This is a genomic window from Rhodopseudomonas palustris (genome assembly GCF_003031265.1).
Classification (GTDB): domain Bacteria; phylum Pseudomonadota; class Alphaproteobacteria; order Rhizobiales; family Xanthobacteraceae; genus Rhodopseudomonas; species Rhodopseudomonas palustris_H.
In genome coordinates this window covers 4,755,637-4,775,924 of sequence record NZ_CP019966.1, presented here as the reverse complement: position 1 = coordinate 4,775,924, position 20,288 = coordinate 4,755,637, and the positions used below count along the sequence as shown (strand labels likewise).

Sequence of the window (20,288 nt, the reverse complement as noted above, 5' to 3'; positions counted from 1 at the left end):
AGCCCGATGGCGCGCATCGATCTCGTCGATCTTGCTCACTCTTATCTGGTCGGTGACGACCTGCCGCCGCAGGCCTATGCGCTGAAGCCGGTGTCGATGACCTGGCGGCAGGGTGGCGCCTATGCGCTGCTCGGCCCGTCGGGCTGCGGCAAGACCACGCTGCTGAATATCATCTCGGGCATCGTCACGCCGTCGCGCGGCAAGATCCTGTTCGACGGTCGCGACGTCACCGCGCTCTCCACCCGCGAGCGCAACATCGCGCAGGTGTTCCAGTTTCCGGTGATCTACGACACTATGACGGTGCGCGAGAATTTGGCATTCCCGCTGAAGAACCGCGGTGTGCCGAAGGCCGAGATCGACCGGCGCGTCGCCGAGATCGCCGACCTGCTCGATCTGACGCCGAACCTGAAGCGCAAGGCGACGCGGCTCACCGCCGACGCCAAGCAGAAGATCTCGCTCGGCCGCGGCCTGGTGCGCAGCGATGTCGCCGCGATCCTGTTCGACGAGCCGCTGACGGTGATCGATCCGCATCTGAAGTGGGAGCTGCGTAGCAAGCTCAAGGCGCTGCACCGCGCGCTGGACCTGACGATGATCTACGTCACCCACGACCAGACCGAGGCGCTGACCTTCGCCGACACCGTGGTGGTGATGCACGACGGCCGTGTCGTGCAGAGCGGCACGCCGGAAGAATTGTTCGAGCGCCCGGCCCACACCTTCGTCGGCTACTTCATCGGTTCGCCGGGCATGAACATCGTGCCGGCCGAGGTGAAGGGCCGCGAGGCGCTGGTCGCCGGCCATCGCGTGCCGCTCGCGCGCAGCTACGACAAGCTGCCGCCGGGCAAGATCGAGATCGGGGTGCGGCCGGAATTCGTCCACCTCACCGCCAAGGCACCCGGCCTGATGACCGGCCGCGTCGAGCGGATCGACGATCTCGGCCGCATCCGCTTCGCGTCGGTGCGGGTGGGTGACGTCAAGATCGCCGCGCGGGTGCCGGATGGCTTCTCGCCGAGCGGGGATGAAGCGGCGCTGCGGTTCGAGCCGTCGCGCATTCACGTCTATGCCGACAGCGAAATCGTCGAAGGCAGCTCACTGGAGCAGGTCGCCTGATGGACAAGGTCGTCAACCAGAAAGCTTGGTTCCTGGTGCTGCCGGTGTTCGCTATCGTGGCGTTCTCGGCGATCCTGCCGCTGATGACGGTGGTGAACTATTCGGTGCAGGACACCTTCGGCAACAACCAGTTCTTCTGGAACGGGGTCGGCTGGTTCAAGGAGCTGCTCGATCCGTCGACCGATCTCGGTGGCCGGTTCTTCGCTTCGCTGTGGCGCAATCTGGCGTTCTCGGCGATCATCCTGGCGATCGAGGTGCCGCTCGGCATCGTGGTGGCGCTGGCGATGCCGCGCCACGGCTGGTCGGTGGCGTTCTGCCTGGTGATCATGGCGCTGCCGCTGTTGATCCCGTGGAACGTGGTCGGCACCATCTGGCAGATCTTCGGCCGCCCCGACATCGGCCTGATGGGCTACACGCTCAATCATCTCGGCTTCAATTACAACTACGTGTCCAACGATTTCGACGCCTGGGCCACGGTGGTGGTGATGGATGTCTGGCACTGGACCAGCCTGGTGGCGCTCTTGTGCTACGCCGGCCTGAAGTCGATCCCGGACGCGTATTATCAGGCGGCGCAGATCGACGGCGCCTCGCGCTGGGCAGTGTTCAAGGCGATCCAGCTGCCGAAGATGCACCGCGTGCTGCTGATCGCCGTGCTGCTGCGGTTCATGGACAGCTTCATGATCTACACCGAGCCGTTCGTCGTCACCGGCGGCGGGCCGGGCAATTCGACCACTTTCATCTCGATCGAGCTGGTCAAGATCGCGCTCGGGCAGTTCGACCTCGGCAAGGCCGCGGCGCTGTCGATCGTCTACAACCTGATCATCATCATCGTGTGCTGGGTATTCTACACCGTGATGACCAATGCCGGCGCCGAGCGCCAGCCGACCGAAGGGAGCGCGTGATGCATTCGATCCCCGGCCGCCGCATCGTCATGGCGCTGTATCTGTTGTTCCTGATGTTGCCGATCTATTGGCTCGTCAACATGAGCTTCAAGACCAATGGCGAGATCGTCTCGACCATGACGTTGTGGCCGCACCAGCCGACGCTGGAGAACTACCGGACGATCTTCACCGATCCGAGCTGGTATTCGGGCTACATCAATTCGCTGCAATACGTCGTCATCAACACCGTGCTGTCGATCTCGTTCGCGCTGCCGGCGGCGTACGCGTTCTCGCGCTATCGCTTCCTCGGCGACAAGCACCTGTTCTTCTGGCTGCTGTCGAACCGCATGGCGCCGGCCGCGGTCTATGCGCTGCCGTTCTTCAATCTGTATTCGGCGCTGAACCTGTTCGACACGCCCTGGGCGGTGGCTCTGGCGCACTGCCTGTTCAACGTGCCGCTCGCGGTGTGGATCCTCGAGGGCTTCGTCTCCGGCGTGCCGAAGGAAATCGACGAAACTGCGTTCCTCGATGGCTACTCGTTCCCGCGGTTCTTCGTGAAGATCCTGATGCCCCTGATCGCCAGCGGCATCGGTGTCGCGGCGTTCTTCTGCTTCATGTTCTCCTGGGTCGAACTGCTGCTGGCCCGCACCCTGACCTCGGTCAACGCCAAGCCGATCTCGGCGGTGATGACCCGCACCGTGTCGGCCGCCGGCATGGACTGGGGCCTGCTCGCCGCCGCGGGCGTGCTCACCATCATCCCGGGCGCGCTGGTGATCTGGTTCGTCCGCAACTACATCGCGCGCGGCTTCGCGCTCGGACGGGTGTGAGGGAATGATGACGCGACCGCACCCCCATCGTCATTGCGAGGAGCGTAGCGACGAAGCCATCCAGCTCCGTGTGCTGGGTTCTGGATTGCTTCGCTTCGCTCGCAATGACGGGGACGGGCTCTTCGCCTGCAACAATCGACGGGGAGGGCTCTGATCATGGATTCCTTCGCATGGATGGCGTGGACCTGGCCGACCGCGGCGTTCTTCGCCGCGCTGGCCGGTACGCTCGCGACCATGACCTGGCTCGCGGTGGTTGATCCCGAGGTCGAGCGCGTCGGTGTCTTGCGGATTCCGACGACGCGCGGCGACCGGCTGTTTCTGTCGCTGATCCTGGCCGCGGTGATTCATCTGGTCTGGATTGCGCTGGTCGGGACCGATCCGCTGCTGACGCTGCCGATCGGAGAAGGAGTCGAAGTGTCGAGCCTGTGGCTCGCCACGCTGCTGTCGCTGGTCTCAGCCGTTGCGATCTTCCGCACCGTCTGATCCCGGCGAACGAGGAACAGATCCGGGATCAACCTGGACCTGAATGATGTCGCTCAACGGAGGAAACGAACGATGATTGGACGAAAGCCCCACCTCAGCCGTTTGCGGCTGATGACGATGGTGAGCGCTGCGGCGCTGATCGCCACGTCGATGACGCTGTCGCCGGCGCGTGCCGCGGACGACGCGGTCCTGAAGAAGTGGATCGACGAGGAATTCCAGCCCTCGACGCTGTCCAAAGAAGACCAGATGAAGGAACTGCAGTGGTTCGCCAAGGCGGCCGAGCCGTTCAAGGGCATGGAGATCAACGTCGTCTCCGAGACGCTGACCACGCACGAATACGAAGCCAAGACGCTGGCCAAGGCGTTCAGCGAGATCACCGGCATCAAGCTGAAGCATGACCTGATCCAGGAAGGCGATGTCGTCGAGAAGCTGCAGACCCAGATGCAGTCCGGCAAGAACGTCTATGACGGCTGGATCAACGATAGCGACCTGATCGGCACGCACTTCCGTTACAACCAGACCATCGCGCTGTCGGATTACATGACCGGCGAGGGCAAGGACGTGACCGATCCGATGCTCGATGTCGCCGACTTCATCGGCACGTCGTTCACCACGGCGCCCGACAAGAAGATGTATCAGCTGCCGGACCAGCAGTTCGCCAACCTGTACTGGTTCCGGTACGACTGGTTCACCAATCCGGAGTACAAGGCCAAGTTCAAGGCCAAATACGGCTACGACCTCGGCGTCCCGGTGAATTGGTCGGCCTATGAGGACATCGCCGAGTTCTTCACCAACGACATCAAGGAAATCAACGGCGTCAAAGTCTATGGACACATGGACTACGGCAAGAAGGACCCGTCGCTCGGCTGGCGCTTCACCGACGCCTGGTTGTCGATGGCCGGCAACGGCGACAAGGGCCTGCCGAACGGTCTGCCGGTCGACGAATGGGGCATCCGCATGGAAGGCTGCCGTCCGGTCGGCTCGTCGATCGAGCGCGGCGGCGACACCAACGGTCCGGCGGCGGTGTATTCGATCGTCAAATATCTCGACTGGATGAAGAAGTACGCGCCGCCGCAAGCGCAGGGCATGACGTTCTCGGAGTCGGGCCCGGTGCCGGCGCAGGGCAACGTCGCCCAGCAGATCTTCTGGTACACCGCCTTCACCGCCGACATGGTGAAGCCCGGTCTGCCGGTGATGAATGCCGACGGCACGCCGAAGTGGCGCATGGCTCCGTCGCCGCACGGCGCGTACTGGAAGGAAGGCATGAAGCTCGGCTATCAGGACGTGGGTTCGGCCACGCTTCTGAAGTCGACCCCGGCGGACCGCCGCAAGGCCGCCTGGCTGTATCTGCAGTTCATCACCTCCAAGACTGTCAGCTTGAAGAAAAGCCATGTCGGTCTCACCTTCATCCGTGAGAGCGACATCTGGGATAAGTCGTTCACCGAACGCGCGCCGAAGCTCGGCGGCCTGATCGAGTTCTATCGCTCGCCGGCCCGCGTGCAGTGGTCGCCGACCGGCAACAACATCCCGGACTATCCGAAGCTGGCGCAGCTGTGGTGGCAGAACATCGGCGACGCGTCGTCGGGTGCGAAGACCCCGCAGCAGGCGATGGACTCGCTGGCCGCCGCGCAGGACTCGGTGCTCGAACGCCTCGAGAAGTCGAAGGTGCAAGGCGAATGCGGTCCGAAGCTGAACAAGAAGGAGACCGCCGAGTACTGGTACGCCAAGTCCGAAAAGGACGGCAACATCGCGCCGCAGCGCAAGCTGGCGAACGAGAAGCCGAAGGGTGAAACCATCGACTACGACACCCTGATCAAGTCCTGGCCGGCGACCCCGCCGAAGCGCGCGGAAGCGAAGTAAGCGGCTGCGAAGCCTCATGGTGAGGAGGCGCTCAGCGCCGTCTCGAACCATGAGACGACACGCACAGTGCTCGGCGCATCATCCTTCGAGACGCCCGGCTGCGCCGGGCTCCTCAGGATGAGGTCTCCGCAAAATCGAAAGGCCGGGAGCGATCCCGGCCTTTTTTGCTTTTGCATTGTCTTTCCACGTCATTCCGGGGCGCTCGCGGAGCGAGCGAACCCGGAATCTCGTCGTAGCAACTGCTGGATTCCGAGTTCGCGAGCTGCGCTCGCACCCCGGAATGATGGTGCGTACGGCTTACTGCGCCGCCTGCGCCGACTCCAGCGTCGGGTAGTCGGTGTAGCCCTTGGCGCCGCCGCCGTAGAAGGTCGACTTGTCGGGCTCGTTCAGCGGAGCATTCCGCTTCAGGCGCTCGACTAGATCCGGGTTGGAGATGAACGGCTTGCCGAACGCGATCAGGTCGGCCGCGCCTGCGTCGAGCTGCTTGTTGGCGAGCGCGAGGTCGTAGGCATTGTTGCCGATGTAGGTGCCGCTGAATCGCTTGCGCAAGCTCGCGTAGTCGAACGGCGCGATGTCGCGCGGGCCGCCGGTGGCACCTTCGATGACGTGGATGTAGACCAGCTTCAGCTTGTTGAGCTCGTCGACGATGTAGTCGAACAGCGCCTGCGGGTTGGAGTCCGAGACGTCGTTGGCCGGCGTCACCGGCGAAATCCGGATGCCGGTGCGCTCCGGTCCGATCTCCTTGGCCACCGCCGCGGCGACTTCGAGCATCAGCCGCGCCCGGTTCTGGATCGAGCCGCCATATTCGTCGGTGCGCTTGTTGCTGCTGTCGCGGGCGAACTGGTCGAGCAGATAGCCGTTGGCGCCGTGGATCTCGACGCCGTCGAAGCCGGCCGCGATCGCATTGGCGGCCGCTTTCCGGAAGTCTTCGATGATGCCGGGGATTTCAGACAGCTCGAGCGCGCGTGGCTCGGAGACGTCTGCGAACTGGCCGCCGACGAAGGTCTTGGTCTTGGCGCGGATCGCCGACGGCGCGACCGGCGCGCCGTGGTTCGGCTGCAGGTCGACATGCGAGATGCGGCCGACATGCCAGAGCTGGATGAAGATCTTGCCGCCGCGCTTGTGCACCTCGCCGGTGACCTTGCGCCAGCCTTCGACCTGGGCCTGCGAGTAGATGCCGGGCGTGTCCTGATAGCCCTGGCCCTGCTGCGACACCTGGCTGGCCTCGGTAATCAGCAGGCCGGCGCTGGCGCGCTGGCCGTAATACTCGGCCGCCAGCGGGCTCGGGACGAGACCCTCGGGCACGGCGCGGTTGCGGGTCAGCGGCGCCATCACGACGCGATTGGCGAGGGTGATCGGGCCGAGCTTGTAAGGTTCGAAGAGCTTGGAAGTCGACATGGGGCCGTCCTGGACAGTTACGGATGTCAGGAACTTGGGGGGCGGTCCCCGAAACACAATGGCCCAGCCGAAAATAGATGCGTCCGCATGAAACTTTGAAGTGCGGTTTCGAAAATGCCGTTCTTAAGGGAAGAGAATTGCTGGAAATGACGCAGGCCGGGATAATTCCTGCCGATCCGCAGTTCGGCGGCGAGAGGCGCCGCCGAACCTGTCTTCGCGATCGCGCATTCGGTGCGCGTCCGTTAGGCGGCCGCAACCGTGCGGCGCTGGCGGCGGAAGAACCAGAACACGATCGGGCCGACGAACAGCGTGCCGAACGCCGGCAGCGCCGCGACCCGCAGCATCGCGGTGGCGTCGAGCACTTCGCCGCCGATGCCGGCCTTGTCGAGCACGAAGGCGGCAACCAGCGTGATAAACGGCCCGACCACCATCGAAGCGGCACCGGCCGCCTGGCAGTACAATTTGCCTTCCGGCGCGGAGGCGGCCAGCACGCGCGCCACCACGGCGGTGGCGACGAAGGCGATCGCGGTAAGGACCAAGAGCAGCATCATTCCAACTTCCTGTTTGGTCGGACGCTCCCCTGCCGCAGCGTGAATATGGTGCTGGAGTAGGGAGAATGTCCTAGGTCGACAAAGGCGCGGACTATGGGAGGGCGCCTGTTCAGCGGCAACAGGATACTTTGTGCGCTGCAAACGATGTTGATCGAGCGCAGAAACTGCTTCTTATTTTACCGGCGCGGGTACTGGCCCAAGAGGTATCGCAGGACGCGAACAGGCATTTTACTACCGAAATCCTGCACCCAGGCGCTGAGTGACGGCGTTGCTATCAACCTCTGGGGGTGCGAAGAGGCACTAAAGAGCGCAAGGCTGGAATCGTTCGAAACGATCCGCCCGAATGGGTCGCTTCTAAGACTTTCGTCGAGCTACTCGGCGGCCTTCGGCGCCCCGCGCAATCGGCCGACGATTCCGGTCGGGAAGAAGTACACGCTGGCCACGAACAATAGCCCGAGCCACAGCAGCCAGCGGTCGGGATGCAGCAGGTTCGGCAGCAGCGGCAGCCCGGCATCGGCGGCGGCGGTCGAGGCGGCGCCCATCAGCGCCTGCAGATAGTTCTGCGCCAGGATGAAGATGGTGGCGCCGATGATGGCGCCGTAGATCGTGCCCATGCCGCCGATCACCACCATCAGCAGGATGTCCAGCATGATCGAGAACGACAGCGACGTATCCGGTCCGGCATAGCGCAGCCACATCGCATTGAGCACGCCGGCGGCGGCGGCGACCAGGGCGGCCAGCACGTTGGCGTAAGTGAGATGAAACACGGTGCGATAGCCCAGCGCCTCGGCGCGGAAACGGTTCTCGCGGACCGCCTGCAGCACCCGGCCGAACGGCGAGTTCACCACCCGCAGCAACGCCAGGATCATGCCGGCGCAGCCGACCAGGATGATGTAGTAGGTCAGGATCCGGCCGTTGATCCGCACCCCGAAGAAGTCCTTGATGAACACCGTGCCGGGCCGCAGCAGCTCCGGCAGGCTGAAGCTGCGACCGTCTTCGCCGCCGGTCAGCCACGACAGCTGCGACGCCAGCACCAGAAAGGCGGAAGCGACCGCCAGCGTGATCATCGCAAAGAAGATCGCCTCGACGCGCAGCGAGAACAGCCCGATGACCAGCGCCAGCAAGGCCGCCAGCGGCAGCCCGATCACGATGCCGGTTGCCACCGCCGCCCAGCTCGGCCCCATGCCGTACAGCGCGATCGCCACCGCGTAGCTGCCGATGCCGTAGAACATGGTGTGGGCGAACGACACCGTGCCGGTGTAGCCGAGCAGCAGGTCATAGGACGCCACCAGCGCCGCGAAGATACAGATCTTGGCGGCGACGTTGAGCGGCTTGGCGCCGGGAAACACGAACGGGGTGATTGCCAGCATCACCACGATCGCAATCAGCAGCAGCGACAGCACCCGGCTGCGCGGCGGATCGCCGGACAGGATCATCATCGACTTGTCACCGCATAGAGCCCGCGCGGCCGCCACATCAGGATCGCGACCATCAAGAGGATATTGGAGACCAGCGCCAGCTTCGGCACCAGGAAGCCGCCGTAATTGGCGACCATCGCCACCAGCAGCGCTCCGATGAAGCAGCCGCCGACCGAGCCGAGCCCGCCGATGATCACCACGATGAAGATCAGCACGGTCAGCTCGTTGCCCATCGAGGCGTGGACCTGCTCGCGATACAGCGCCCACATCACGCCGCCGAGCCCGGCCAGCGCTGAGCCGACCATGAACACGCCGAGGAACAGCCGCTTGACGTGATAGCCGAGCGCTTCGACCATCTCGCGGTTCTCGACGCCGGCGCGGATCAGCAGGCCGATCTTGGTACGGTTCAGCGTCAGCTGGATGCCGACGAACACCACGAGGCCGACCAGCATCACCAGCAGGCGATATTTGGCGATGGCGATGTCGCCGATGATGAACGAGCCGCGCAGCGACGTCGGTAGCGGCAGCGGGATGATCTGCGGCCCCCACAGCGCATACAGCGCCTGCTCGGCGACGATCAGTCCGCCGGTGGTCATCAGGATCTGCTTCAGATGCTGGCCATACACCGGCAGGATCAGCACGCGCTCGACCACCACGCCGAGCGCGCCGGACACCGCCATCGCAGTCAGCACTGCGGGCACCAGCACGGCGAGATTGGTCAGTAGCGAGTCCGCTCCCGACATCGCCGCCAGCGGCAGCAGTACCAGCGTCGCCACATAGGCGCCGACCGCGATGAACGCGCCGTGGCCGAAATTCAGCACGTCCATCAGCCCGAACACCAGCGTCAGGCCCGACGCCATGATGAAGATCATCATCCCCATCGCCAGGCTGGCGACCGTCAGCGTCACCCAGGACGAGAACGAACCGACCAACGGCAGCATCAACAGCGCCAGGATCGCCGGCAGCAGCACCGGCAGCAGATCTCGCTTGGCTTGCGGCAGCGGATCGGAGGTGGAGGGCGCGGGGACGGGGACGTCGGTCATGTCAGCTCCGATCGTCATTGCGAGGAGGCGAAGCCGACGAAGCAATCCAGCTCCGTGCACGGGCTCTGGATTGCTTCGCTTCGCTCGCAATGACGGAGAGGGGATTGCGTAAAGTCACTGATGCGCCTCCAGGCTGAGGCCGAGCAGGCGCTCCTGCAGCGGCACGTCGGCGGCGAGCTCGGCCATGGTGCCGCGATGCACGATGCCGCCATTGTCCATCACCACCACGCTGTCGCCGATCTGTTGGGCGACGTGGAAATTCTGCTCTACTAACAAAATGGTGGCGCCGGTGCGCTTGAGTTCGGCGAAGCAGTCGATCAGCGCGCCAATGATCGCCGGCGCCAGCCCCTTGGTCGGCTCGTCGATCAGCAGCAATTGCCGCGGTTCGATCACCGCGCGGGCGATCGACAGCATCTGCTTCTGCCCGCCGGACAGCGAGCCGGCGCGCGACAGCCAGAATTTTCGTAAGGCCGGGAAGAATCCGAAGATCCAGTCGAGGCGCCCAGCGTCCATCTCGCCGTCGCGTGCCGCCAGGATCAGATTTTCCTTCACGGTGAGATCGGAAAACACCGCCATCGTCTCCGGCACGTAGCCGACGCCGAGCCGCGCGATGTCGGGCGTCGCCATCGCTTCGATGCGCCGGCCGCCAAGGGTGATCTCGCCGCGCGACGCCGGCCACAGCCCCATGATGGTACGCAGCGTCGTGGTCTTGCCGGCCCCGTTGCGGCCGAGCAGCATCGTGGTCTGCCCCTCCGGCACCACGAAGTTGACGCCCTGCAGGATGTGATAGCGCCCGATATTGGTGTGGACGCCGGAAAGGGTGAGGAGGTCGGTCATGCGGCGCTTCCCGATGAGGACGTATGACCTCTCCCCGAAGCGAAGCCTGCTCCCCTCCCCCTTGCGGGGAGGGGTCGAGGGTGGGGGGCCACAACGGGACGCCATCCTTGTGGCGCCCTCACCCCAACCCTCTCCCGCAAGCGGGAGAGGGAGCTCGCTGGCGCGCGGGGAAAGGGCGTTAGCAACATCATCGATCGATCAGTCATGCGCTGCCCGCCGTGACGAGGCGCCTCTGCTCCCCTCCCCCTTGCGGGGAGGGGTCGGGGGTGGGGGGCCACAACGGGACGCCATCCTTGTGGCGCCCTCAGCCCAACCCTCTCCCGCAAGCGGGAGAGGGGGCTCGCTGGCGTGAGGGGAGGGGGCGTGACCAACACCGCAGAAGCTGGCGTCACCAAAATCGAAGCATTCGATATTTTCATCATCACTCTCACGCCGCACTCTTGCCCGGTGCAATGCCCAGATACGCCTCTTGCACGATCGGCGAAGCGATCACCTCGGCGGGTTTGCCGTCGGCGACGAGCTTGCCGTGGTGGAGGACGATGATGCGGTCGGCGAGGGAGCGGACGACGTCCATCTTGTGTTCGACCAAGAGGATGATCTTGGACGGGTCGGTCTTCAGCCGCGCGATCAGGTCGAGCACCACTGGCACCTCGTCGACGCTCATGCCGGCGGTCGGTTCGTCGAACATGTAGACCTTGGGCTCCAGCGCCATCATCAGCGCGACTTCGAGCTTGCGCTGGTCGCCGTGCGACAGCGCGGTGGCGGCGACATTGCGGCGGGCGCCCAGCGCAACGCTGTCGAGGATGGCGTCGGCGCGTTCGATCAGGTCGCGCCGCGTCCGCCACGGCCGCAGCATGTCGTAATGCGTGCCGCTGTGCGCCTGCACGGCGAGGCGAACATTCTCTTCGACCGACAGATTGGGAAACAGATTGGTGAGCTGGAACGCGCGGCCGAGCCCGGCGCGGGTGCGCAGCGGCGCGGTCATCTTGGTGATGTCGGCGCCGTTGAACAGGATGCGGCCGCCGCTCGGGCGGAGTTGCCCGGAGATCAGGTTGAAATACGTCGTCTTGCCGGCGCCGTTCGGCCCGACGATCGCGGTCAGCTCCCCGGGGCGAAACGCGCAACTCACCGCATCGACCGCGACATGGCCGCCGAACCGGATGGTGAGGGATTGGGTCTCGAGGGTGGTCATGGAGCACGGTCACCGCAACGTCAGAGCATCATCGAAGGCGTAGTGGAGCATGAGTGGTGCACGACGTCTCCCCAATCCCGTCGTCATCCTCCGCGAATGCGGAGGATCCAGTACGCTGCAGCGCTTCGGTTCATCACCGTCGCCCTGGGATACTGGGCCACCCGCATGCGCGGGTGGTGACGGTTTGTGAGTGAGGCAGGCGACGAGCCTCATCGCTAGAGTTCGTCATTCCGGGGCGCGAGCGCAGCTCGCGAACCCGGAATCTCGAGATTCAGGCCACCTGAAAAAGTGGCGCGGGACATGTCGGGATTCCGGGTTCGCGCTGACGCGCGCCCCGGAATGACTCCCGCCCGGCAATTACTTTTTATTCCGGATCGGGATGTCCATTTCCTCGATCTTCAATTCGCGCACCGGCTCCAGCACCGCCCAGGCGACGGCCGGGTCGACCTTGACCTTGAAGTGATACATGCTCTGCAGCGCCTGATGGTCTTCCTTGCGGAACATCATCTTGCCCTTGGGCGTGTCGAACTCCATGCCCTCCATCGCGGCGATCAGCTTCTCGGTGTCGGTCGACTTCGCCTTCTGCACGGCGGTGACCACGGCCATCGCGGCCGAGAAGCCACCGGCGGTGAAGAAGTCCGGCGGCGCGTTGAAGCGCTTCTGGTGCTCGGTGACCAGCCACTCGTTGATCGGGTTCTTCGGGATGTCGTAGTAGTAATAGGTCGCGCCTTCCATGCCGGGCAGGCGCTTATAGGCGGCGAGCGCAGGCAGGATGTTGCCGCCGGTCGACAGTTCGATGCCGTAGCGCTTCGGGTCCATGTCCTGCAGCTTGGTCAGCGGATCGCCGCCGCCGGCCCAAATCACCCAAATGATTTTCTTGCCCGGCTTGTCCTTCAGCGCATCAAACAGCCGCTGGCCGACAGCGGTGAAGTCGGTGGTGGTGGTCGGCACGTATTCCTCGGCGGCCAGCGTCGCGCCGGTCTTGGCCAGCGCTTCCTTGAAGGCGGCGACGCCGTCGCGGCCGAACGCGTAGTCCTGCGCCAGGGTGGCGATGGTGACGCCCTGCTTGCCGATCGCGACCGCGTTGGAGATCGCGTCCTGCGACGAGTTGCGGCCGGTGCGGAAGATGTAGCGGTTCCACTTCTCGCCGGTGATCTGGTCGGCCACGGCGGGCTCGACGATCAGGATCTTCTTGTTTTCTTCGGCGACCGGCAGATCGGCGAGCGCTGCGGCCGACGACGAGGTGCCGATCGCGATGTCGGCGCCGTCATCCTGATAGGCTTCGGCGAGAGCGGCTTTGGAGAGGTCCGGCTTGCTCTGATCGTCCTTGGTGATCACCACGATCTTGCGGCCGTCGAGCGTCATCGTGCCTTTGGTGGCGTATTCCAGCCCCATCATCAGGCCGGTTTCAGTCTGCTTGGCGTAGGCTTCGAGCGGGCCGGTCTTGCCGTAGATCAGCGCGATCTTGAGGTCATCGGCGGCATGGACCGCGGTGGTAGCCAGCGCGACAGCCGTGGCTGTCATAATCAACAGATGACGCACGTCGTTTCCTCCAGAGTGTTATTGCGTCGCACCCTAGAGCAAGTCGGCGGAATTTGAAAAGCCGCGGGACGGATTTTTCGGTTATTGCGGCAGCGGCGCCGGCGGGCGGGCGCGCTTGGCGCGCCGCGGCTCCGTCGGCTGCATCGGGTCTGCGGAAGCCGAAGGCGCCGGCGCGGCGCTGCCGCCCATCCGGGTGAGCAGTTCGGCGGTCGGCCAGGAATCCGCCGGCAGGCCGTACTTGAGCTGCATTGCCTTCACCGCGCTGCGGGTCTGCTGGCCGAGCACGCCGTCGACCTTGCCGACGTCGAAGCCGGCGCGCACCAAAAGCTGCTGCAGCTGCTTCATCTCGTTGAACGACAGCTGAGCCACAGCGGCGCGCGGCTTCTGCATCGGTCCGGCGCCGGCGATCCGGGTGGCGAGATAGGCCGCGGTGGTCGAATAGATCAGCGAGTTGTTCCACTCGGTGTAGGCGGCGAAGTTTGCATAAGCCAGGAACGCCGGACCGTGCCGCCCCATCGGCAGCAGCAGCGATGCCGGCAGCGCGTCGTTCGACAGCGGCCGTCCGTCCGCCGCGGTCACGCCCCACTGCGTCCATTGCGAGCGCGGATGCTTCACGGTGAGATCCGCCTGATCCCACGGCAGGTTCTCCGGCACCCGCACCTCCTGCAGCCACGGCTCGCCGCGCCGCCACTTCAGCCCGGTGGCGATGTAGTTGGCGGTCGAGCCGATCACGTCAGGCGCGCTGTGCAGCAGGTCGCGGTGGCCGTCGCCGTCATAGTCGACCGCATAGTCGAAATAGTGCCGCGGCAGGAATTGCGTCTGGCCGAGCTCGCCGGCCCACGAGCCGATCATCTCGCCCGGCGACAGGTCGCCGCGGTCGATGATCTTCAGCGCCGCGATGGTCTCGTCCTGGAACATCTCGGAGCGGCGGCAGTCATAGGCCAGCGACACCAGCGAGCGCAGCGTCGGCAGATTGCCCTGCACCGCGCCGAAGTCGCTCTCCAGCGCCCAGAACGCGGTGATCACCGCCGGCGGCACGCCATATTCCTTCTCGGCCCGCGCGAAGGCGTTCGCGTATTGCTTGATCAGCTGCTGGCCTTTGACGCGTCGTCCTTCGGAAGCCATCCGCCCGGCGAACACCGTGAAGATCTGCCCGAACACCCGCTGCCCACGGTCGCGATTGACGATGCCCTGATCGTACACGAGATACGGCGAAGCTTCGGCAATCGCCCGCTGCGATACCCCGGCCGCCACCGCCTTCTGCTTCAGCCCGGCGAGAAACTGATCGAAGCTCTGCCCGCCATGGCACGACGCGCCACGCTGGGCGAGGGCGGGCGAGGCGGTGAGGGAGGCGGCCGCCGCGATAGCTAAGACCGCGGCCATCGCGCCAACGGATGTCCGCAGATCTCTCGCCGTCGCCTTCAGCCGCAGCATGCCCGTCTCCCCAAACGTCATCGCCGGGCTCGACCCGGCGATCCATCAAATCAGAAGAGCTGACTGTTGTTGGGATGGATTGCCGGGTCAAGCCCGGCAATGACGGGCGGTGCGGGCCCTCGTCGGTGCGGCCAACGTCTCTCTCCGTCATTGCGAGGAGCGTAGCGACGAAGCAATCCAGCCCAGTGCTCGGAGCTGGATTGCTTCGCTTCGCTCGCAATGACGGGGAGAGTCGTGTCTGCAAAACGGGCGAATAACGAAAGAGCGCGCCTCACAGCTCCCGCGCGTTACTAAACGCAAAGCTGCTCGCCCTTCTCGTGTTCTCGTCGAGGATCAGTGTCCTGGTGATCGGCGGCTCCGCTCTCTGCGAACAATGCTCTCGTTCGCAGAGGCGGCAGTTGACGCCGATCGGGGTGCCTTCGGCTTTCTCCAAATCCATGCCGGCGGCGTAGATCAGTTTGGCGGCGTGGCGGATTTCGCAGCCCAAACCGATCGCGAAGCGCGGCTGCGGCTGCGGGTGCGGGGCGATCGGGCGGCGGACCATCTGGGCGATCGAGAAGTAGCGGCTGCCGTCGGGCAGTTCGATCACCTGCTTGAGCAGCCGGTCCGGGGTGTCGAAGGTCGAGTGCACGTTCCACAGCGGGCAGGTGCCGCCGAATTTCGAGAACGGGAAGGTGCCGGATGAGAACCGCTTGGAGACGTTGCCGGCGTTGTCGACCCGCAGCATGAAGAACGGCACGCCGCGGGCGTTCGGCCGCTGCAGCGTGGTGAGGCGGTGGCAGACCTGTTCGAAGCCGGCGTTGAAGCGCTGCGCCAGCACGTTGACGTCGTAGGAAAGTTGCTCGGCGGCGGCGTGGAACGCCGCATACGGCATCATCACCGCGGCGGCGAAGTAATTGCCGAGCGTGATCCGATACAGCCGCCGCGCCTGATCCTCGAGCCCGCCGGCGCGATGCACAATCGCGTCCATGATGCCGCCGTGCTCGGTCAGCCCGGTCTGAAATGCGACCTGGAAGGCGCGGCCGGGGCCGTCGATCAGTTCGGAGATCAGCAATTGCCGGCGATGGCGGTCGAACCGGCGCAGCGTCTCGCGCATCACGTCGACCGGCATGATCCGGGTGGTGATCGAATGGCGCTCGCGCAGCCGGTCGGTCAGCGCGCCGAACATCTCCTGCGAGCCGATATTGAGCTCGTCGCGCACCGCTTCGGCGGCCTGCTCCAACTCGGGGAAGTAGTTGCGGTTGGCTTCGATCAGGTCGCGGATGCGCTCGATCGGGTTGGCCTCGTAGCGGATCTGTTCGCGGTCGGCCATCTGGGCCGCCACCATGGTCTCGCCGCGGCGCGCCTCGGTATAGGCGGCGTACAGCCGCTGCAGCGAATGGGTGACGCCGGGGCACAGCTCGGCCAGGTCGCGCAGCTCCTGCTTCGGCAGGTCGATCTGCCGGAACAAGGGGTCGGAGAAAATCTCGTTGAGCTCGGCGAAGAACCGGTCCTCGTCGGCGGTGGCCAGGTCCCGGAGGTCGAGGTCGTAGGTCTCGGCCAGCCGCAGCAGGATCTGGGCGGTCACCGGGCGCTGGTTGCGCTCAATCAGGTTGACGTAGCTCGGAGAAATGCCCAAACCTTCGGCGATCTGGGTTTGCGACAGCCCGAGCTGCTGCCGAATGCGGCGGAAGCGGGGGCCCACGAACAGTTTTTTACCGGAATCGCCGGCCATTACAGGGTCCTTTCAGATTCCGCCCCAGATATCGCGTTTTACAAAATTTACAAAATAACAAATGTTACATGTACTGAAGTTACATGACATCACCATTCGTTCGCAAGAGGTCTGTACGTCTTCTGTCATCTCGCGTTTATCTCTCGGCACGTTTCAAGGCGCGATTGTCACGAATGTCGCGCTGCGAATTATTCGTACCGAAGGGATCATGTCATGAACTTCCAGCCACGCGGCATCAGCGCCATCCACGCTCCGAGCTCCTACAAGAGCGAGATCGAAGCGGCCGAAGCTCTCCTCAAGGACAAGCCGACCTGGAATGGCGTCACCGCCGAGGCCGTGGCTCGGATGCGTCTGCAGAACCGCTTCAAGACCGGTCTGGACATCGCCCGTTACACCGCGGCGCAGATGCGTGCCGACATGGCGGCGTATGACGCCGACCCGACCAAGTACACCCAGTCGCTGGGTTGCTGGCACGGCTTCATCGCCCAGCAGAAGCTGATCTCGATCAAGAAGCACAATGGCGGCAAGACCGATCGCCGTTACATCTACCTGTCGGGCTGGATGATCGCGGCGCTGCGCTCGGAGTTCGGCCCGCTGCCCGACCAGTCGATGCACGAGAAGACCTCGGTGCCGGCGCTGATCGAAGAGATCTACACCTTCCTGCGCCAGGCGGATTCGCGCGAGCTCAACGACCTGTTCCGCCAGCTCGACAAGGCCCGTGAGGCCGGCGACAAGGCCAAGGAAACCGCGATCATCGACCAGATCGACAACTTCCAGACCCACGTCGTGCCGATCATCGCCGACATCGACGCCGGCTTCGGCAACGCCGAGGCGACCTATCTGCTCGCCAAGAAGATGATCGAAGCGGGCGCCTGCGCGCTGCAGATCGAGAATCAGGTCTCGGACGAGAAGCAGTGCGGCCACCAGGACGGCAAGGTCACCGTGCCGCACGACGTGTTCATCGCCAAGGTCCGCGCGATCCGTCACGCGTTCCTCGAGATGGGCGTGGAAGACGGCATCATCGTCACCCGCACCGACTCGCTCGGCGCCGGCCTGACCCAGCAGATCGCTGTCAGCCATCAGCCGGGTGACATCGGCGACCAGTACAACAGCTTCCTGGATTGCGAAGAAGTCGATGCCAGCAAGATCGGCAACGGCGACGTGATCATCAGCCGCAACGGCAAGCTGCTGCGCCCGAAGCGTCTGCCGAGCAACCTGTACCAGTTCCGTCCGGGCACCGGCGCGGACCGCTGCGTGCTGGACTGCATCACCTCGCTGCAGAACGGCGCCGACCTGCTGTGGATCGAAACCGAGAAGCCGCATATCGAGCAGATCGCCTCGATGGTCGATCGGATCCGCGAAGTCGTGCCGAACGCCAAGCTGGCCTACAACAACTCGCCGTCGTTCAACTGGACGCTCAACTTCCGCTGGCAGGTCTATGATGCCTGGAAGGAAGAGGGCAAGGACGTCAGCAAGTACAACCGCGCCGAGCTGATGAAGGCCGAATACGACGAAACCCCGCTGGCGATCGAAGCCGACGCCCGCATCCGTACCTTCCAGGCGGATTCGGCCAAGCGCGCCGGCATCTTCCACCACCTGATCACGCTGCCGACCTACCACACGGCTGCGCTGTCGACCGACAACCTGGCCCGCGAATATTTCGGCGACCAGGGCATGCTGGGTTATGTTAAGAATGTGCAGCGCCAGGAAATCCGTCAGGGCATCGCCTGTGTGAAGCACCAGAACATGGCCGGCTCGGACATCGGCGACGATCACAAGGAATACTTCGCCGGCGACGCGGCTCTGAAGGCCGGCGGCGAACACAACACGATGAACCAGTTCAGCTAAACGGAAAGAAGCAGGAGAAGGACCATGACAGCGGGCAGCAACTTCTGGGTGATCGGTGGCGAGTTCGGTTCGATGAACTTCCACAAGCTCGTCGAAGGGTCGGCCCAGGTGAAGGGTCCCTTCAAGACGCGCAAGGAGGCCGAAGAGGCCTGGAAGGTCCTTTCCGAAGAGAACCGCCATCGCGCAGGCGTTCGGTTCTCGATCGTGGAAGAGCCGAACCGGGCCGTCACCCCGGCCTGATGCGCTCCTGACCCGCGGCGGCGTACGCGCCGCCCGGCGAGCTGACGAGATAGAAGACGTCCAAGGACTTTGGCGGTCCTGTCGGGGCAACCCGGCAGGACCGCCATCGTCGTTTTGGAGCACTTCAAGCCGGATGCGGGAACGACCCTCAGAGCGCCGTGGATGAGCCAACTGGTTGATCCGCAACCGGCTTTCGCGGCCGGAGGGTTACTGATAGGTTAATCGGCGGCGGGCTCAGGCAGGCACGAGGCTGAAGTCGAGAATGGCGGACGCTCAGAACTCCGTAAGCACGGCAGCGAGGCCGATGCGGCTGAAGGATGCGTTGCGGCAGGCCCGGATCGAGGCCGCCGACCGCACCGGCGTGGTCGTCGACCTGCGCGACGCCGAAATCGCCCGCCTCGAAATCCTTAATGACTCGCTCGACCCGCTGTTCGCCGAGATCCCGGGCGGGGTCGAGCTGTTCGATCGCGGCATCAGCCAGGGCGACACGCCGCGGCTGTGGATCGACGTGGTCGCCCATGTAGTGATGGGGCGGGACAAGCGGATGTACCGCTTCGTCCAGGACACCGCCTACGGCCGGATCGTACTGGCCGAATCCCACGAGGCGGCCAAGATCGCCGACGCGGTGACGAGCTATGTGGCCCGCCGGCTGGTCGAGCGTGAGCGGGCGCTGTCGTTGCCGCCGGTCCAAGCTGCTCCGCCGCTCCCGGCACCGCCGCGTCGCAATGGTCTATGGACCTTCGTGCTCGGCTTCATCGCCGGCGCGCTGGCGCTGTTTGCGCTCGCCCTGTTCGCGGCGCTGCGGATTTCCTGACGCCGTGCGGCGTCATTGGCACCGCATCCCCCGGTCAATACCAACTCCCGCCTCCCTCCGTCATTGCGAGGAGCGAAGCGACGAAGCAATCCAGCCTCGTGCACGGGGCTGGATTGCTTCGCTTCGCTCGCAATGACGGGGAGAGCCGGAATGACATGGCTACAGCCACTCCGGCGGCCGCAAATCCTCGATCAGCTCGCTGGCCTGGAAGCCACGGATGCGGTGTTCGCAGCGCCAGCCATCATTGCCTTCGCTGATCTTGAACAGGTTGTAGGCCGCCGACGGGCGGTGGTGATCATTCATCGCCGAGGCCGACGGCACGCCGACCACGGGAATCGCGCCAAACGGCGTGTCGATCCGGACCGTGGCGTGGACATGGTCATGCCCATGCAGCACCAGATCGACCGGATGCCGCTGCAGCAGCGCGATCAGCTCGGCGGCGTCGGTCAGCCGCTTGTGCCGCGACCGCGACTGCAGCGGATGATGGATCAGCAGCACCTTGAACACGCGCTCGCCGGCAAGATTCTGCAGCAGCGCGTCCAGCGCGGCCCGCTGGGGTGCGCCGAGCCATCCGGTGGCGCGCAGCGGCGCGGTCGGCACTGCGCTCGACACCCCGATGATCGCGATCGCCTCGCGCCGGCGCAGATATGGAAAGCCCGGGGGCGCGTCGTCGCCGCTGATGTAGTCCGGAAACGTCTCGGCGAAGCGATGCGCGGTGGAGCGGACGTAGGCGTCGTGATTGCCCGGCACCAGGCTGACGCGGTCGGCCGGGCCGACGCTCTCCAGCCATTGCCGCGCCGGGGCGAATTCGTTGACCAGCGCGATATTGACGAGGTCGCCGGTGACCGCGATGTGGTCCGGCTGCTGCGCCTGTAGGTCGGCGACCAGCGTATCGAGGATGTCGCGGCGGTGGATCAGATGGCGGTTACGCCGCCAGTTCAGGTAGCCGAGCGCGCGCTTGGAGGCGAGGTGGCGCAGACTGGTCTTCGGCGGCAACGGCAGATGCGGGTCGGACAGATGCGCCAGAGTGAATACGGTCATCGCCCGATCCTGTCGCGACGCCGCGCGCTTGCGAGCCGGTCGCGAACTGCCGCCTGTG

General features: G+C 64.8%; 18 protein-coding genes. 8 read left to right on the top strand and 10 right to left on the bottom strand.

The window, feature by feature from the left end:
- Positions 1-6 precede the first annotated feature (6 nt).
- From RPPS3_RS22170 to RPPS3_RS22150, 5 genes are all read left to right on the top strand, one after another.
- Entirely contained in the window at positions 7-1,107 is a 1,101-nt protein-coding gene (locus tag RPPS3_RS22170; protein WP_107345977.1) for an ABC transporter ATP-binding protein, read from the top strand.
- Positions 1,107-2,009, top strand: a complete 903-nt coding sequence (locus RPPS3_RS22165; protein WP_107345976.1) for a carbohydrate ABC transporter permease — start codon at positions 1,107-1,109, stop codon at positions 2,007-2,009. Before RPPS3_RS22170 ends, RPPS3_RS22165 begins: the two co-directional genes overlap by 1 nt.
- On the top strand, positions 2,009-2,815 hold the full coding sequence (locus RPPS3_RS22160; RefSeq protein ID WP_011159940.1) for a carbohydrate ABC transporter permease: 807 nt from the start codon (positions 2,009-2,011) through the stop codon (positions 2,813-2,815). The genes RPPS3_RS22165 and RPPS3_RS22160 overlap by 1 nt, the downstream gene beginning before the upstream one ends.
- A gap of 156 nt (positions 2,816-2,971) precedes the next feature.
- A complete protein-coding gene (locus tag RPPS3_RS22155; protein ID WP_107345975.1) occupies positions 2,972-3,298 on the top strand; it encodes a DUF2160 domain-containing protein in 327 nt (108 codons plus the stop codon).
- 72 nt (positions 3,299-3,370) lie between these two features.
- Positions 3,371-5,158 (top strand): ABC transporter substrate-binding protein, encoded by a 1,788-nt coding sequence (locus tag RPPS3_RS22150; protein ID WP_107345974.1) that lies wholly within the window; start codon positions 3,371-3,373, stop codon positions 5,156-5,158.
- 297 nt (positions 5,159-5,455) lie between these two features.
- Here the strand turns inward: RPPS3_RS22150 and RPPS3_RS22145 are convergent, their stop codons facing one another.
- From RPPS3_RS22145 to RPPS3_RS22100, 9 genes are all read right to left on the bottom strand, one after another.
- Entirely contained in the window at positions 5,456-6,556 is a 1,101-nt protein-coding gene (locus RPPS3_RS22145; RefSeq protein WP_107345973.1) for an alkene reductase, read from the bottom strand.
- Positions 6,557-6,798: 242 nt separating this feature from the next.
- The gene (pufW, locus tag RPPS3_RS22140; protein ID WP_107345972.1) at positions 6,799-7,107 is read right to left on the bottom strand and encodes a reaction-center light-harvesting complex 1 protein PufW; all 309 of its coding nucleotides are present in this window, start codon (positions 7,105-7,107) and stop codon (positions 6,799-6,801) included.
- A 371-nt stretch (positions 7,108-7,478) separates the two neighbouring features.
- Entirely contained in the window at positions 7,479-8,546 is a 1,068-nt protein-coding gene (locus tag RPPS3_RS22135; protein WP_199852166.1) for a branched-chain amino acid ABC transporter permease, read from the bottom strand.
- Positions 8,543-9,568 carry a branched-chain amino acid ABC transporter permease gene (locus RPPS3_RS22130; RefSeq protein ID WP_107346734.1) on the bottom strand — a complete coding sequence of 342 codons (1,026 nt, stop codon included), beginning with the start codon at positions 9,566-9,568 and terminating at the stop codon, positions 8,543-8,545. The genes RPPS3_RS22135 and RPPS3_RS22130 overlap by 4 nt, the downstream gene beginning before the upstream one ends.
- A 114-nt stretch (positions 9,569-9,682) precedes the next feature.
- Complete coding sequence (locus tag RPPS3_RS22125) at positions 9,683-10,405, bottom strand: ABC transporter ATP-binding protein (RefSeq protein ID WP_107345970.1); 723 nt, start codon at positions 10,403-10,405, stop codon at positions 9,683-9,685.
- A 427-nt stretch (positions 10,406-10,832) separates the two neighbouring features.
- Positions 10,833-11,597 (bottom strand): ABC transporter ATP-binding protein, encoded by a 765-nt coding sequence (locus RPPS3_RS22115; RefSeq protein ID WP_107345969.1) that lies wholly within the window; start codon positions 11,595-11,597, stop codon positions 10,833-10,835.
- A gap of 357 nt (positions 11,598-11,954) precedes the next feature.
- Positions 11,955-13,139, bottom strand: a complete 1,185-nt coding sequence (locus RPPS3_RS22110) for a substrate-binding domain-containing protein (protein ID WP_107345968.1) — start codon at positions 13,137-13,139, stop codon at positions 11,955-11,957.
- Between the two features lie 81 nt (positions 13,140-13,220).
- Complete coding sequence (locus tag RPPS3_RS22105; RefSeq protein ID WP_434006786.1) at positions 13,221-14,522, bottom strand: lytic murein transglycosylase; 1,302 nt, start codon at positions 14,520-14,522, stop codon at positions 13,221-13,223.
- A 322-nt stretch (positions 14,523-14,844) separates the two neighbouring features.
- Positions 14,845-16,287: a helix-turn-helix domain-containing protein gene (locus tag RPPS3_RS22100; protein WP_107345966.1), complete on the bottom strand. Its 1,443-nt coding sequence runs from the start codon at positions 16,285-16,287 to the stop codon at positions 14,845-14,847.
- A 213-nt stretch (positions 16,288-16,500) separates the two neighbouring features.
- Between RPPS3_RS22100 and RPPS3_RS22095 the strand changes: the two genes are divergently transcribed.
- The 3 genes from RPPS3_RS22095 (at position 16,501) to RPPS3_RS22085 (ending at position 19,189) form a co-directional block, all read left to right on the top strand.
- Positions 16,501-18,135: an isocitrate lyase gene (locus RPPS3_RS22095; RefSeq protein WP_107345965.1), complete on the top strand. Its 1,635-nt coding sequence runs from the start codon at positions 16,501-16,503 to the stop codon at positions 18,133-18,135.
- A gap of 24 nt (positions 18,136-18,159) precedes the next feature.
- Positions 18,160-18,375: a DUF4170 domain-containing protein gene (locus RPPS3_RS22090; RefSeq protein ID WP_013504258.1), complete on the top strand. Its 216-nt coding sequence runs from the start codon at positions 18,160-18,162 to the stop codon at positions 18,373-18,375.
- Positions 18,376-18,637: 262 nt separating this feature from the next.
- The gene (locus RPPS3_RS22085; protein ID WP_107345964.1) at positions 18,638-19,189 is read left to right on the top strand and encodes a hypothetical protein; all 552 of its coding nucleotides are present in this window, start codon (positions 18,638-18,640) and stop codon (positions 19,187-19,189) included.
- A gap of 159 nt (positions 19,190-19,348) precedes the next feature.
- Here RPPS3_RS22085 and RPPS3_RS22080 read toward each other — a convergent pair whose 3' ends face one another.
- A complete protein-coding gene (locus RPPS3_RS22080) occupies positions 19,349-20,230 on the bottom strand; it encodes a metallophosphoesterase family protein (RefSeq protein WP_107345963.1) in 882 nt (293 codons plus the stop codon).
- Between the last annotated feature and the right edge of the window lie 58 nt (positions 20,231-20,288).